9 protein-coding genes and 1 pseudogene are annotated in these 16,226 nt (G+C 37.4%); 4 read left to right on the top strand and 6 right to left on the bottom strand.

All coding sequences use genetic code 11. The annotated features are described in order from the left end of the window. Positions 1–69: 69 nt before the first annotated feature. From EAL49_RS01740 to EAL49_RS01725, 4 genes are all read left to right on the top strand, one after another. Complete coding sequence (locus EAL49_RS01740; RefSeq protein ID WP_120828492.1) at positions 70–2,436, top strand: ribonucleoside-diphosphate reductase subunit alpha; 2,367 nt, start codon at positions 70–72, stop codon at positions 2,434–2,436. A gap of 61 nt (positions 2,437–2,497) precedes the next feature. Further along, on the top strand, positions 2,498–3,445 hold the full coding sequence (locus EAL49_RS01735; RefSeq protein WP_120828490.1) for a Gfo/Idh/MocA family protein: 948 nt from the start codon (positions 2,498–2,500) through the stop codon (positions 3,443–3,445). 109 nt (positions 3,446–3,554) lie between these two features. After that, the gene (locus tag EAL49_RS01730) at positions 3,555–4,322 is read left to right on the top strand and encodes a sulfite exporter TauE/SafE family protein (RefSeq protein ID WP_120828488.1); all 768 of its coding nucleotides are present in this window, start codon (positions 3,555–3,557) and stop codon (positions 4,320–4,322) included. A 3-nt stretch (positions 4,323–4,325) separates the two neighbouring features. Then, complete coding sequence (locus tag EAL49_RS01725; RefSeq protein WP_120828783.1) at positions 4,326–4,832, top strand: methylated-DNA--[protein]-cysteine S-methyltransferase; 507 nt, start codon at positions 4,326–4,328, stop codon at positions 4,830–4,832. A 59-nt stretch (positions 4,833–4,891) separates the two neighbouring features. Here the strand turns inward: EAL49_RS01725 and xerH are convergent, their stop codons facing one another. The 6 genes and pseudogenes from xerH to EAL49_RS01695 form a co-directional block, all read right to left on the bottom strand. Next, positions 4,892–5,983, bottom strand: a complete 1,092-nt coding sequence (gene xerH, locus EAL49_RS01720; protein ID WP_120828486.1) for a tyrosine recombinase XerH — start codon at positions 5,981–5,983, stop codon at positions 4,892–4,894. 7 nt (positions 5,984–5,990) lie between these two features. Further along, on the bottom strand, positions 5,991–7,676 hold the full coding sequence (locus EAL49_RS01715; RefSeq protein ID WP_120828484.1) for a hypothetical protein: 1,686 nt from the start codon (positions 7,674–7,676) through the stop codon (positions 5,991–5,993). Positions 7,677–7,787: 111 nt separating this feature from the next. Further along, entirely contained in the window at positions 7,788–8,960 is a 1,173-nt protein-coding gene (locus EAL49_RS01710; protein WP_120828482.1) for a pyridoxal phosphate-dependent aminotransferase, read from the bottom strand. A gap of 158 nt (positions 8,961–9,118) precedes the next feature. Continuing rightward, complete coding sequence (locus EAL49_RS01705; RefSeq protein WP_000714985.1) at positions 9,119–9,931, bottom strand: outer membrane protein; 813 nt, start codon at positions 9,929–9,931, stop codon at positions 9,119–9,121. A gap of 222 nt (positions 9,932–10,153) precedes the next feature. After that, positions 10,154–11,422 (bottom strand): P-loop NTPase fold protein, encoded by a 1,269-nt coding sequence (locus EAL49_RS01700; protein ID WP_120828480.1) that lies wholly within the window; start codon positions 11,420–11,422, stop codon positions 10,154–10,156. Beyond that, positions 11,419–16,199 (bottom strand): annotated as a pseudogene (locus EAL49_RS01695) (type ISP restriction/modification enzyme). The gene EAL49_RS01700 and the pseudogene EAL49_RS01695 overlap by 4 nt, the downstream one beginning before the upstream one ends. Positions 16,200–16,226 lie beyond the last annotated feature (27 nt).

The raw sequence follows: 16,226 nt of genomic DNA, 5'->3' as shown, positions 1-16,226 counted from the left end.
TTAAGTTTTTTATTGATACAATTCCAAATTTAAAAAACAAACGATTTAATTCAAATTTAAGGAAAAATTTTGATTACGGTGGTTAAACGGAACGGGCGCATTGAGCCTTTGGACATTACCAAAATCCAAAAATACACTAAGGACGCTACGGATAATTTAGAGGGCGTGAGCCAAAGTGAGCTGGAAGTGGATGCGAGATTGCAATTTAGGGACAAGATCACTACTGAAGAAATCCAACAAACTTTGATTAAAACCGCTGTGGATAAGATAGATATTGACACGCCTAATTGGAGTTTTGTCGCCTCAAGGCTTTTTTTGTATGATTTATACCATAAAGTAAGTGGTTTTACAGGATATAGGCATTTGAAAGAGTATTTTGAAAACGCTGAAGAAAAGGGCCGCATCCTTAAGGGCTTTAAGGAAAAATTTGATTTAGAGTTTTTAAATAGCCAGATCAAGCCTGAAAGGGATTTCCAATTCAATTATTTAGGGATTAAAACCTTGTATGATCGCTATTTATTAAAAGACGCTAACAACAACCCTATTGAATTGCCCCAACACATGTTTATGAGCATTGCGATGTTTTTAGCGCAAAACGAACAAGAACCCAACAAAATCGCTTTAGAATTTTATGAAGTTTTAAGCAAGTTTGAAGCGATGTGCGCGACCCCCACTCTAGCGAACGCCCGCACTACCAAACACCAACTCAGCTCATGCTATATTGGCAGCACACCGGATAACATTGAGGGGATTTTTGACAGCTATAAGGAAATGGCGCTGTTGTCCAAATACGGCGGAGGGATTGGCTGGGATTTTTCTTTAGTGCGATCTATTGGGAGCTATATTGATGGGCATAAAAATGCGAGCGCTGGCACGATCCCTTTTTTAAAAATCGCTAACGATGTGGCGATTGCGGTGGATCAATTAGGCACACGAAAGGGCGCGATTGCGGTGTATTTGGAAATTTGGCACATTGATGTGATGGAGTTCATTGATTTAAGGAAAAATAGCGGCGATGAAAGGCGAAGAGCGCATGATTTGTTCCCGGCTCTTTGGGTGTGCGATTTGTTTTTGAAAAGGGTTTTAGAAGACGCGATGTGGACTTTGTTTGACCCTTATGAGTGTAAGGATTTGACTGAGCTTTATGGGCAGGATTTTGAAAAACGCTATTTAGAGTATGAAAAAGATCCCAAAATCATTAAGGAATACATTAACGCTAAAGATTTATGGAAAAAAATCTTAATGAATTATTTTGAAGCCGGTTTGCCTTTCTTAGCCTTTAAAGATAACGCCAATCGGTGCAACCCAAACGCTCATGCAGGAATCATTCGATCCAGCAATCTATGCACAGAGATCTTTCAAAACACCGCACCCAACCACTATTACATGCAAATAGAATACACCGATGGTGCCATAGAGTTTTTTGAAGAAAAAGAGTTGGTAACGACAGATAGTAATATCACTAAATGCGCTAACAAGCTCACTAGCACCGATATTCTAAAAGGCAAGCCAATCTATATCGCTACTAAAATCGCTAAAGACGGGCAAACAGCAGTGTGCAATCTAGCGAGCATTAATTTAAGCAAGATCAACACTGAAGAAGACATTAAAAGGGTCGTGCCGATCATGGTCAGGCTTTTAGACAATGTGATTGATTTGAATTTCTACCCTAACCGCAAAGTCAAAGCCACCAATTTACAAAATAGAGCCATAGGGTTAGGGGTTATGGGTGAAGCGCAAATGCTCGCAGAACACCAAATCGCTTGGGGGTCTAAAGAGCATTTAGAAAAAATTGACGCTTTAATGGAGCAAATCAGCTACCATGCGATTGACACGAGCGCGAATTTAGCGGAAGAAAAAGGGGTTTATAAGGATTTTGAAAATTCAGAATGGAGTAAGGGGATTTTCCCTATTGATAAAGCCAACAATGAAGCCTTAAAGCTCACCGAAAAAGGGCTTTTCAATCACGCTTGCGATTGGCAAGGTTTGAGGGAAAAAGTCAAAACCAATGGCATGCGTAATGGCTATTTAATGGCGATCGCTCCCACAAGCTCCATTTCTATTTTAGTGGGCACAACCCAAACGATTGAACCCATTTATAAGAAAAAATGGTTCGAAGAAAATTTGAGCGGGCTAATTCCTGTGGTAGTGCCTAATTTGAATGTAGAAACTTGGAATTTTTACACATCAGCCTATGATATTGACGCTAAAGATTTGATTAAAGCAGCGGCCGTGCGCCAAAAATGGATCGATCAAGGCCAAAGCCTTAATGTGTTTTTACGCATAGAAAACGCTAGCGGTAAAACCTTGCATGAAATCTACACGCTCGCTTGGAAATTAGGACTCAAATCCACTTATTATTTGCGCAGCGAAAGCCCTAGCATAGATGAAAAAAGCGTGTTGGATCGATCGGTGGAGTGTTTTAATTGCCAATAATATAAGCTTAAATAAGCTAATCTTTGCTAAAATGAGATTCAAAATGATTTAAGGAAGATGAATGCTTTTTGCGATGATTGGTTCAGGGGGGTTTATCGCTCCCAAGCACTTGCAAGCGATTAGAGATACAGGGCATTTTTTGGATTGCTCTTTTGATGTTCATGATAGCGTGGGGGTTTTAGATGAGTATTTCCCGCAATCAGAGTTTTTTACCAATATTGAAGATTTTGAAAAGCATTTAGAGCAATCTAGGGCTATGGGTAAAGAAATCAACTATTTGAGTGTTTGCACGCCCACGCACACGCATTTTGATCATATTCGTTTCGGGTTAAGAAACGGCATGCATGTGATTTGTGAAAAACCCTTAGTTTTAGACCCTGGCGAAATACAAGAATTAAAAGATTTAGAGGTGAAACACCAAAAAAGGGTGTTCAGTCTTTTGCCCTTGCGCTTGCATTGCGACACGCTGGCCTTAAAAGAAAAAATTAAGAGCGAATTAGACAAAAACCCTAGCAAGGTGTTTGACATCACGCTCACTTATATCAGCGTTCAAGGGAAATGGTATTTTTCTTCATGGCGAGCGGATGTGAATAGGAGTGGGGGGCTAGCCACTCAAATGGGAGTGAATATCTTTGACACTTTATTGTATTTGTTTGGAGGCGTTAAAGACAAGGTTATCAATAGAGAAGAGCCTGATTGCGTGTGCGGGATACTCTTTTTAGAGCATGCCAAAATAAGATGGTTTTTTTCCATCAATCCAGAACACATGGGGGTGGCTAAAGAAAAAGTTTATCATAAAATGATCCTAGAGGGCGAAGAAGTCAATCTCACACAGAGCTTTGATAATCTGTATATAGAAAGCTACAAACAGATTTTAGCTCAAGGGGGGTTTGGTTTAGATGAAGCTACGGCGTCTATCAAACTGGCTTATGAATTAAGAAACCTTCCAGTCAGCGAACCCAATGAAGATTCGCATGTTTTGTGTTGCAAAAACAAAACAGACCAATAAAAGCATCATTTTTAAAAGCGTTGTTTAGGGGGTTTTGGTTATCATTTGATTAGAATAGAGTTGTTTTTAATTTTCTTTTAGAGGGGGTTTTACTTTTTTAAGGGTTTTTATGGATATTTATGCGTTATACATAGCGATAGGGCTTTTTACTGGCATTCTATCAGGGATTTTTGGCATTGGTGGGGGGATGATCATTGTCCCTATCATGCTCGCAACCGGGCATTCTTTTGAAGAATCCATTGGGATTTCCATTTTGCAAATGGCGCTTTCATCGTTTGTGGGATCTGTTTTGAATTTCAAAAAAAAATCGCTTGATTTTTCTTTAGGCTTATTGATAGGGGTAGGGGGGCTGATAGGGGCGAGTTTTAGCGGATTTGTTTTAAAAATCGTTTCCAGTAAAATTTTAATGGTTATTTTCGCGCTTTTAGTCGTGTATTCTATGATCCAATTTGTTTTGAAACCCAAAAAAAAAGATTTTATAGCGGATACTAAACGCTATCATTTGCAAGGTTTAAAATTATTTTTAATTGGCACGCTCACAGGGTTTTTTGCCATCACTTTAGGGATTGGTGGGGGGATGCTCATGGTACCTTTGATGCATTATTTTTTAGGGTATGATTCTAAAAAATGCGTGGCGCTAGGGTTATTTTTCATCTTGTTTTCTTCTATTTCAGGAGCTTTTTCTTTAATGTATCACCACATCATCAATAAAGAGGTGCTCTTAGCAGGGGCGATTGTGGGATTAGGCTCTGTTATGGGCGTGAGCATTGGGATTAAATGGATCATGGGGCTTTTGAATGAAAAAATGCATAAAGCTTTGATTTTAGGGGTGTATGGTTTGTCATTATTGATTATTTTATACAAACTCTTTTTTTAATTGATGGTTTTATACCACTACTATTTTAAGACCCCTAAGAGTTTCCCTTTAGAGTATTTGCATTTGTGCGCTAATGAGAGCCATTTATTGAGATTGGATTTTGATACGGCCAATTTTTCTCATAATACCCCTATGAATACCCCATTAAAACTCAGCGTTCAAGCCTTAGAGCGTTATTTCTTGGGACAACTTTTTGAATTTGATGCGCCTTTAGATTTGATAGGGACTTCTTTTCAAAAACAAGTTTGGTCTGCGTTAATGACTATCCCTTATGGCAAGACAAAAAGTTATGATGAAATCGCAAAACTCATCAATAACCCTAAATCTTGCAGAGCGATTGGCAACGCTAACCGCAATAACCCTATTTCTTTGATTGTGCCTTGTCACAGAGTGGTGCGTAAAAATGGCGCTTTAGGGGGGTATAATGGGGGCATAGAAGTCAAAAAGTGGCTGTTAGAATTTGAAAGCAAAATTTTAAACCAGCAAGCTAAAAACCCTTTAATTTCTTAAAAAATGGGGGTTTAGTTGTTTTATGGTAAAAATCATTTTTAAGGGAGTAGGGGGGTTTTTCAATTTTCTTCCCAAATGCTCGCCGCTTCTTTTAAACGCTGTTTGTCAAAATGAGTGTAAATCCTACTGGTATTCAAGCTCGCATGCCCTAGAGCTTCTTGAACTAAAATCAAATCATGGCGTTTTTGATAGAGCAAGGTCGCAAAAGAATGCCTTAACATGTGCGCCCCATTTTTCTCTCGCCTGAGTCCTGCAAAATTGATGATGCGCTCCACTTGCTTATACAAATAAGCTTGCGTTAAAGCACTGCCTTTTTGGTTGCAAAACAATAAATCATTTTTAACAGGATACAATTCCCTTTCTATCAGCCATTCTTTTAAAAGGCTCTCAATGTGGAAAGCTTTGAGCATCACCGCTCTGTATTTATCGCCCTTACCTTTAATCAAAATTGTGTAACAGCCATTTTCTAAAGTAAAATCCTTTATTTTAAGCTGCAAGGCTTCGTTAGAACGCATGCCTGTAAAAACGATGATTTTAATGAGCAAGCGGTTTCTGGCGCGCACTTTAGCGGACATTTCTATTTTATCAATGCCCTCTAAAAATTTTTCTAATTCTTCATTATTTAAATGAGTAGGGAGCTTGTTGCCTGCGCTTTGATTGACTCCACTGATATTTTTAAGCGTGATATTATAAATATAAGATTTTTCATTTTCATCTTGATTTTGCTTGTCTATATAGCTAAAAAGCCCGAGTAGGGCGATCCTATAATTTTTCTTAGTGGCTAAACTCAAACCCCCGGTATAAACGCTCAAAAATTCAGCCAACATGACTTCATCTATGCTTTTGAGCGAATTAAAAGCAAGTCTTTCAGTTATTAGTCTAGCTTTGCTGAAGTATTCATGAAATTTGAGTAGGGGCAATGCGTAAGTGTTAATCCCAAGTAATCCGGCGTTACGGGCTTTTTTACAAACTTTTTCCAATTGGCTTGAGCTGATGAACGCTTGATTGAATTCGTTCAAGCATTCAAAAACCTTGTTTTGGTCTTTCACTTGGGAATTAGACAGGCTCGTGCATTTGTAACGCAAAAAGCGCCCAATCCATAGCAAAAGATTTTCTGTAGGGTCTTTTAATTCTTCTAGGGGGTGTTTCATTTAGGGTTTAGTCATCTATTAAGTGCAAATCAATGATATAAGAACCTTGATTAAGATGACATATTAAAGAATTTTCGCTACAAACACTATGAATTTCGCTACAAAAACAAACACGATGGGACGATAGCGTATTTTCAATAAGCCGATCAACATTCTCTAGATCCAACGCTTCTCTAGGCACTTCAATAATTAACTGACTTGACTCTTTTAATAAAGAGTTGCCAACATTAAAGATAAAATGGAATGTGTTATCAAGCAAATTATACTTAATGTCATTTATTAAGATATGATCGAACGCTTCTCCCTTTTTTTGATTGATAACATGGGTGATATCAATATCTTGCTGTATAAACAATCGTTCCTTTAAATTCTTTAAATCTTCAGGAGTGATAAAACAATAGCTAGCATTAATATCAAATACATTATCAATAATCTTTTCACCAACTATCTTACCATTTTTCAAATCTTCAGCAATTTTATTGACTTTGCGGTTTTGTTCAGAGCTTACTCTCCAACTATGAAAAAAAGGGTTTACTTTACATTCTTCAGACACTTGTTTTTTTATTTGAGTTATCCTTTTTTCTTGTGGAATTTTAGAATAACCATGCCATGAATAACGATCAAAGGTATTCTTTATATTGCGTTTAAGAGTAGATAAGTTGTCAATAAGGGTCATATTTTCTAAAGAGAGACTTGATAGAGAAAATTCAGCCTTATCTATTCCATAGGTACTTTTTGAAAACTTAAAGTTTGCAAGAAATTGTGGTAATTCATTAGGGGATAAAGATGTAATTTGTAAAAATTCAAGCAATACCCCTTTGAAATCCTTAGGCTCATTACTAATCAATTCAATTTTGTGTGTACTTGCATTTTCGCAATAGAAAATACCCGATGGCTCAAACCCTAATTCCTTTTTGAGTTCCAACAAGTGTTGTTTTAAATTGAATGGTTTTTCGTTCTCATTTTGAAATATGAAATAGCTTTTTAGATTATCTAAAATTAAATAACTCTCAGTTATAATTGGGAAGTAAAGAAGATGACTATTTTCATAATAATGAAAACATGATTCTAACTTTTTGTTTTTATCATTAATATCAATAAGGTTTTCAGGGTCGCTAACGATAAAAATAATCCCAAAAGGTAAGTTATTATTTATAATTTTCTTATGAAAATTAAATTCAATTATTTTATCCTTTAAGTCTGCAAGAAATTGTGGTAATTCATTAGGGGATAAGGATGTAATGTCCGAGAATTCCTGCAGTATTTCTCCAAAATCCGAATGGTTAGTGCTAATCCATTCAATTTTTTGTGTGTTTATGTTTTCGCAATAACAAACACTACAATAAAACTTTTTCGCCAATACTAACAAATAGTTTTTTAAATTGAATGTTGCACTTGGATCATTGTTAAGCGTTACACTTCGATCGTTTTGAAATACTAAAAAACTTGTTATTTCTCTTTCTATTCTAACAAAATCAGCATCAGTGTAAAAAACAGCACACTCTTCAAAACTAAGCTTTCTCTTACGCTCTAAATTAGTATAAGAAGCAGTAGCTTCAATAAACCTTATAAAATCAAGCCCGCTCTTACGCTCTAAAATCGATCTTATTAATTGTTGTTTAGTTTTTCTTCTATCATTAAAAAAATTATCGATATTATTATCGATAAAGATAACCCCAAATCTTATTGCCATAATTATTCCTTAAAATCTCTTTCAGTTATGAAAACTGCACTTTTCAAACTTTTAAATCAAACCATTATACCACACTGATTAAAATCCCCCCTTTTTTAAATACAAATTTTTTTATCCCTTTGATTTGACAAAGCGAGCGATGCGTTCAATCCCCTTTTCAATCTGCTCTTCTGAGCATGCAAAAGACAAACGGACATAACCTTCCAATCCAAAAGCCTTTCCAGGCACTAACGCCACGCCTTCTTTTTCTAATAGCTCATGGCAAAATCGCATCGAATCCCCCCCACAAAGACCGCCAATGTTGATAAAAAGATAAAACGCCCCATCAGGTTTTAAAGCATTCAACCCTTCAATCGCATTGATTTTTGCGTGGGCTAAATCACAACGCTTCTCAAAAGCCTGACGCATCGTTTCAATTTCTTTATCCACCAACCCCTCAAGCGCCACAATAGAAGCCATTTGCGTGATAGAATTGATATTGGAAGTGCATTGGCTTTGCAAGTTATTCATCAATTTGACTAATTTTTTATCCTTGCTCGCCGCATAGCCCATACGCCAGCCTGTCATCGCTACTGACTTGCTCAAGCCATTAATGGTAATGGTGCGTTTGTTCATCTCTTCACTCACCGCCGCGCAAGAAACAAACTCCCCCTTATAAACAAGCTTTTCATAAATTTCATCGCTAAGCACCCAAATTGGAGTGTCTTTTAAAACTTCGCTTAAAGCCTCTAACTCCGCCTTACTATAAAGCATGCCGGTAGGGTTTGATGGGGTGGTGAGAATGAGCATTTTTGTTTTGGGGCTTAAAGCGTCTTTAAGTTGTTTGGGGGTGATTTTAAAATGGCTTTTTTCATCGGTTTGAATGAATTTACTCACCCCACCGCTGTATTTCACAAGCTCAGGGTAAGTTACCCAAAAAGGCACAGGGATAATCACCTCATCGCCCTTTTCTATTAAAGCTTGAATCGCATTGAACAAGCTTTGCTTAGCGCCATTACTCACTAGAATTTCACTCAGCTCATAATCCAAGTTGTTTTCTTTTTTCAATTTAAAAGCGATCGCTTTGAGTAATTCCGGAATCCCAACCACCGGCGTGTATTTGGTGAAGCCGTCATTTAGGGCTTTTATAGCCGCATCTTTAATCGCTTGTGGGGTGTCAAAATCAGGCTCGCCCGCTGAAAAACTTAAAATATCTTTTCCTTGCGATTTCAATTCTTTAGCGAGCGTGCTGATAGCGATCGTTGTGGATTCTGAAAGGGATTGGATTTTAGAGGAATATAACATGCTTAATCCTTGTTAAATTTTTGGACTATCATAACATGATCAAAAAGATTTTAATTCTAATTTTCAAAAAACTTTTAAAAATGTTTCAAAAGAAAGCGGTGGTCTATGCGAGAAAACTCTAATTGAAAATCCAATTAGAGAAAAACAAGCGTTTTAAATCAGAAATTGTAACGATACCCCACATAAAGGCTGTATTGACGGCGGTAAGTGAAGCTCAAATTCCCATGGTTAAAATAATAAACATTGATAGTGGGAATCTTCACGCCAAAGTCAAATTCTTGATGCCGGCCAATATGGGTGCGGATCCCTAAATTAAAAAGGAACTGGAAAATCGCCGGATCAAGGCTATAGGAAGTGTGCTTATAAGGGCTTTTAGTTTCCAAAAAGGCCCCTGTCGTATTACCCCAAGAGTTACCAGCGATTTGAGCCCCAAAAAAGAAACCAAAACTCGCATCTTCTTTATTGATGACATTGTATAAAGTGTCAATACCCACACCATAAGTGAACATGTCAGACAGATTGCCCATTGTCCCTACTTTGGTCGCACATGGTTGGTGAAGCTCACACACCCCACCATTATCCGATGTTAAAGCGTTCGCTCCAAATACGGCATGCCCATAATCCATGAAGCCGTAATAGCGTGCACCAAACCATCTCTTCTCTCCGAAAAACTGCTTATAACCCACAGTAAGCCCTAATCCTTGCATAACGGCCAGATAGTCGGTTTTACCCACAGGGAACTTAGGATAGTTAAATTCACTGCTTTTGGGAGGGTTTTTAACGCTTTGTGAAGCCTGACCGACTTGATAGCTAATCCCCAAATACCAAGCGTTTTTCTCGCCTTTCACTACTTTATAATCTTTTGGTTTTTCCAATTGCTTTTGCACTTCTGTGCTACCTTCTGCTGCCAAAAGACTATTACCTAACACTACCGATAAACAGAGCGTTTTAAACACTACAAACTTTTTCATACAACATTTTTCCTTCTAAAAGTCTACATTTCGTATAATAATAACATAATAATCTATAAAAAACCTAAATTCTTAAGAAAAACACCCCTAAAACTTAAAATTTTAAATTTTCTAGGGGGTTTTAGCGATTTGACTCGGTGATTTTTTCTGTTTTTGGGGGGATTTTGGGATAAGTCGTTTAGGATAGTTGGAAAAATGCGTTTTTTAATTTGAGAAAATCAATTAAAGTGGGGGGTTGTATGAATACAAGAGAAAATCTTTTGGGAGATCAATTTTTAGTTGTTTAAATGTGTGGTTGAGTGGCAAACTAAAAGTGTGATCGTTGATCCAAAAATATTCCCCCAAATCTTGCTGATTTTCATTGCGGTATTGGGATGTGCTTTTATACCATTTTTCTATTAATTCCAAACATTCATCTCTATGATTTTCCATAACTGCAAGGCAATTTTGGAGTTCTTTTGGATTATAAGAAGCGTTTGTTTTTATACTCTCTATACCATTTTTTATTGTTGGTGCTTGTTGCTCCATCACTTCTTTAAAGATTGTAGAGTTTGGAGAGAGAAGATCTATTGTATTTCCTTTTAATTCTATAGGAAGTTTTATGGGAAATGAATTAAATGAAGTATAATATTTATCATATAAATCAAAATAACATGCATAAACTATTGAATATAGTAAGTATTGGTATATTTTTTTAAACTCATCATCATTTGGATACTTTTTTAGTTGCAATTCATCATATATATTATTTAATTTTTGAAATGTTCTAAGATTGGTTGTGTTATCATCAATATTGAAAGTATCTTTCATATAGGGATAAGCTTCAAAATCAGTTTCAATTGGATGACCACCCATTACTTCAATTTGTTCTTTTGCACAAGGAGAAAAGTTAAACATTCTGTCAAAAACTTTTTCACAATAAACATTAAATATTTTCTGTGTCTCATCAGTAAAGAGCTTAAAGTAATTGCAAATCACAATAACACAACACCCCTTATGTTCCTTGAGTTCAGAAATCAACCCCAAAATATCTTGCACTGGGATCTTATCAGATAGTCTTTCAAACTCATCAATGCACACAATGGTATTTTCCATATGCTCTTTTTTAAGCATTTTGAATAAAAAATCAACATTAACATTTATTTTTACTCCAAAATGCATGCTAAGAAATGAAAGTATCCCATTAATGATGTTTCTTATTGGATTAGTTTTTTGTTTTTCAGCGCTTAAAAATTGAGCGACTAGATCTTCAATGATCGCTTGCTCATCTTTTTTCCCAAAAACAGAAGTGTAAATGGGATTTTTTTTAAACTTGTCTTTAATAAGTGGAGCTAATTCATTTTTCCATAAATAGGTTTTTCCTATCCCCCACTCCCCATTAATGGCAATAGCGACAGGCTTATTTTGATCCTTGCTCTTTTTTAGAAGCTCAATAATCTTTTCTTTTAAGATCTCTCGCTCTTTAATTTCTATGATACTATTTTTGCTCACTCAAACCTTTTTTCGCTGATCTTTTCTATCAAATCCACGCTTTTTTCAGAGAGTTTGATGACCCTACAAAGGAGTTCAAAAACGTATTTTCCGCCGGCGTAATGATTCGGGTTGTTTTCAATCAAGCTGTCTTTATCGGTAGTCTTTTGGTAGCGTTCGATCACCCAGTCAATCGCGCTTTTGCCATTTACCACATAGTCAAAGGCTTTTTTAGGGATCTTAGTGATGGTGATATTTTGGTTATAGATGATGCTATCCCCTTTTTTGGTCATTTTAACCACATCATAATAGCCCTCCATTCCGGCGTTCATCAGTGTGGTGTATTTAACGCTTGTGTGCATTTCCCCACTCTCATAGTTCAAATGCAACTTCCCTAATTCTTTGCCAAACATAGAGAGTTCTTTAAAATCATCACTCAAAGCGACGCGCGGCACTTCTTTGGCGAGGGAATTTTTGTATTTTTCCAAATAGCCTTTATGGTGTAAAATCGCATAAATGTAATAAAAAATCTCTTCTTCAGTAATAGCGTTATCTTGGTAATGTCTCCTGAAGAGGTTGAGCGCATAGCCGCTGATAGCGTAATGGCGATTCCCTAAATCATCGTAATAATACAAGGGGTAAGCTTGATTGGGTGAGATCAAACTATAATCAGAAATAAAATCGCTTATCAAGGCTGAAAATATCTTACCATTACCACAACCAGTATTGATCACCACATTCTGAGCGCTTTTATCCGGAAAAATCTTTGAAAATTGATATTGTTCTTCATTTAAATTTTTATCAAAATAAAGCCATTGTTTGTTAAAGGGGCGATAAAGGCTTAATCTTATGCGCTCCTCGCTGCTTGTTGGCAGATTTGTATTTTTAATAAATCCTTGTTTCAAACTACGAGTCCAAGCGATTTTCGTTTGATCGGTGGTGATTTCTTTATCATTAAGGTGCCTGTAACGATCAGCTGGTTTGATACCTTTATCTTTAGCCGTGCGTTGTTTGAAGGCTTCCCTGAAACGCTCATTGAAGCGCTTCAAATCAGCGTTATAAGTGTCAATGCAGTTTTGCACCGATTGGGTTAAAATTTTTGGCGAAAAGTTATACACCCAAGGATCACGACCGCTTACCACGCCGCCAGAATTGAGATCAAAAATAGTATCAAATATTTTGAGTTGTTTGTCTCTTTTCAAAGGGATGAGCTTTTCAAAATCGTCATTCCTTTGGTTGATCCAATCGCCTTTATTATTCGGGGTGATTTCCTTAAAAGGCACCAAATCCAAATTTTCAAAACCCGCAAGCAGGTTGAGTTTGGCTTCTCTTTTCAAATAATCTTCCACTTCATAGTAAAAAATCGTATTATTGGGAACACTCTTATCTTTCACAAAAAAGATAATCGCTACCGTCGCCCTGGATCCGCTGTCAAAGATTCCATCGCCTTCTTTTTTTCGATTCTCCCCTGAAGTCCTAGCGTTCCCCCTTAAATTCAATACATAAAGATGCGCAAAATCTTTCGCCACGCATTTTCGGAACCCGTCCGCGCTTTTAGAGTCAATAAAACTCCCGTTCACCACAAAGCCTAGCACCCCCCCTATCTTTAACAACATCGCTCGCCATGCGTATGCTTTGAATGAGCGTGTCTCGTGTGGCGTTCCCCACTTTGGCGGTGGAATTTTTTCCGTATTTTTCATAAACTAATTTTTCAAGCTTTGGGTGTGAGAGGTTTTGGTTGTTATCGTTCTCGCTTTTGGCGCCGGCTGAATAAGGCGGGTTGCCGATGATGACTCGGATGTTTTGGCCGGCTAGAGTGTCTTTGATGTCTTTGTTTTCTTTCAAATCCTCATATAAAGGGAGTGCCCCTTTATCGTTTTTTTCTTCCAAATAATCCAGGCTGTCCGTGAGCGCGATGTTTTTGAAATTTTTTAACGAGCTGTCCCTATTTTGCGCGGCTTGGGTGATATTGATTAAAGCGATATAATAAGATAAAAGCCACGATATCAAAAGCGAACAGATTTTTTTGAAATTTCTCTTTTAAGGCTTCATCGCTAATGAGCGCGTTTTCTTTAGAAAGCAAACGAGCGATAAAACTCCCGGTGCCGGTGAAGGGGTCAAAAATCGTGATGCTTTGATCGTTAAAATCCGTGTTGAAATGCTTTTTCAAAATGCCGTTAGTGGCTCTTAAAATGAAATCCACCACTTCTATAGGCGTATAAACGATCCCTAGTTTTTCGCTTTGCTTTTTAAAGGCTTCTTTAAAGAAAGTGTTGTAGAGGTTTTTAATGAGTTCTTGCTGGCTTTTTTGGCTTTTGGCGTGCGCTACTTCGGTTTTCACGCTTTCATAGAGGTTTTTAAGATCTTTAGTTTCCCCTTCTAATCCTAGAGTGGAGAGTTTTAAAACCATTTTATCCAAGGCTTTTGCGATAGGGTTTTTAATATTGTCCCCAAAAATCGCATCAAAAATGGGCTTAGTGATGATGTGAGAGGTGATCATATCCAAGGCTTCATCTTCTTTGATGTTTTGATGGATATTTTCCCTTAAGGAATCCAAAAAGCCGTGGAAAAATTCAGGGTTTTTGTCAAAAATCATTTTTAGGCGGTTGTTCAAGGTCCTTGCGATGTTGCCCGTTTTTTTGGTGAAATTTTCCCAATAGTTCCTGTCCCCTAATTTAGTGGGCATGACATTATACACAGCGTCCGCTAGATCTTGCAACAAGATAGCGTCAAAAAGGGTTTTTTCATCGTTTTGCTTTTTGTTATCATCGCTCCCAAAGATTTTGATTTTTTCTTTGAAAGTGGCTTCATCAACCAGGCTTGAATCATGGCTTCTTAAGGCTTTTATCACTTTCCAAATGTTTTTGAAATTGGTGTTATTGACGGCTTCATCTAAGTTTTGGATTTCACTCTCTTCTAAAGCGATAGGCAAAATGATATAGCCTCTTTTCTTGTTTTTGGCTTTTCGCATCACCCTACCCACCGCTTGGATAATATCCACCATAGCACTTTTGCCATCAAAAAAGATAACGCTATCCAACGCCGGGACATCCACCCCTTCGCTCAAACACCTGGCGTTACTCAAAACTTTACAAATGTTAGGCTTGAATGTGTTCAAGTTTTCTAATTTCTCAAGCCTCTCCTTACAATTCATGGTGCCATCAATGTGATCGATTTTGATTTGTAGGTTTTTAAAACTCTTTTTCTTCAGCTCTTCATCATAGCATTCCATGATCGTTTCAAAGGAGTCTTTAATGTTCTTGCTCGTGTTAATGCTTTTACAAAAGCTTATGGCTCTTTGGGAAGGAGTGGCGTCGTATTTGTTTTGCAAGTTGTGATCTTCTTTGTTTTTCTCGTCTAAAACGATTAGATCCTGCTTGGCTAACCCTTTATGCGTGCCGATGATCTTACACACAAATTCGTTATTGATAAGCTTTTTGTCTAATTTAGTACCTTTGGCTTCAAGCTGGCTAATCTTTTTATTCACGCTGTTAGTAACGCCGCTTAAATTTTCTTTTCGCACCGCTAAAATGATGACTTTGTAGTCGGTTAAGAGATCTAAAGCGATCGCTTTTGAAAAATTGAGCGTATAGATTTCTTCGCCAAAAACCTCTCCATCGTCCATAGAATAGATAACATTATCGCTTTCTTTGGCTTTAGCTTTGGAGCTTTCGCTATAAACTTTAGGCGTGGCGGTCATATACAGGCGTTTTGTAGCTTTGATATGTTCATCGCTATGGCACAGCGTGAAAGCGTTTTTATCGTCCCTTTCATTACTAGAATACATAGCCCCTACTGTTCTGTGGGCTTCATCGCAAATGATGAGATCGATTTCATTCAAACCCATTCTTTGCGCTTCTTTAATACGCAACGCGCTTTGGTAAGTTGAAAAAATAATGAAGTGCTTGTTTTCTTTTTGCGCTTTTTCATAAACGCTTAAAATGTCTTCAAGGCGGGTGGAGGCCTTTATAGGGAGCTCAGAAAATTTAATATCGTCATTGTCTTCGTCTTTACTTTTCCCGACTTTATCATCGCTGCACACGATAGAAGCGTAAAAAGGCTCGCTTTTTTCTTGCGCGTATTCTCTAAAAGTTTGAGAAAGCAAGGCGATGCTTGGTGCTAAAAAAAGCGTGATCTTGGGATCTGAAGCTTCCATGATTTTTAAAGAAGTGTAGGTTTTGCCTGTCCCGCATGCCATAATGAGCTTGCCTCTAGCGTTTTTAGGGTTAGAAAAATACTCTTTAGTGGCGTTTATCGCTTCTGTTTGGTGGGAGCGTGGCTTTTTCTTATCGCATAAGGGGAGTTCGTCTTGCGTTTGCGTAGGATCAAACTTTTCCCAATCAATGCGAGAATAGATAAAATCCTCTTCAGTGATTTCATCAATGTCAATCCCCATTCCTGTGCTTCTGATTTGTTCAATTTCTTCAAGGGCGGCACGGGTTAAATGAGAAGTGGAGATGATGATCCCTTTTTTAAACCTGACCTCGCCTACCCCAGCTTGTAATTGACTTAAAAAAGTTGAAATGTCGTTAAGTGAGATGCTGTCTTGATGGTATTTGCATTGCACGGCGATGTATTCTTTTGAAGTCGTTGTGATCACCATATCAATCCCACGATCGCCTTTATTCCCCCTTAATTCCCAATCGTTCCAAAGATCAATAGACTCGTATTCATTAGCGCTGTCATGCTCTAATAAAAATTGCTTAGAAATTTTTTCAAACAAGCTCCCTTTATGGCGTTGGTTAGGTATAGCGTGCAGTTTTTCTTTAATGAGTTTATAGGTGCTGATTTCTTGCATTTTTCATTCCTTATAGTGGTGTTATAA

Origin of the sequence: Helicobacter pylori, from assembly GCF_003637665.1 — a bacterium.
GTDB lineage: Bacteria > Campylobacterota > Campylobacteria > Campylobacterales > Helicobacteraceae > Helicobacter > Helicobacter pylori_CK.
Note: the sequence above shows the minus strand (reverse complement) of the source record. Positions and strands in the feature narration are given on the sequence as shown.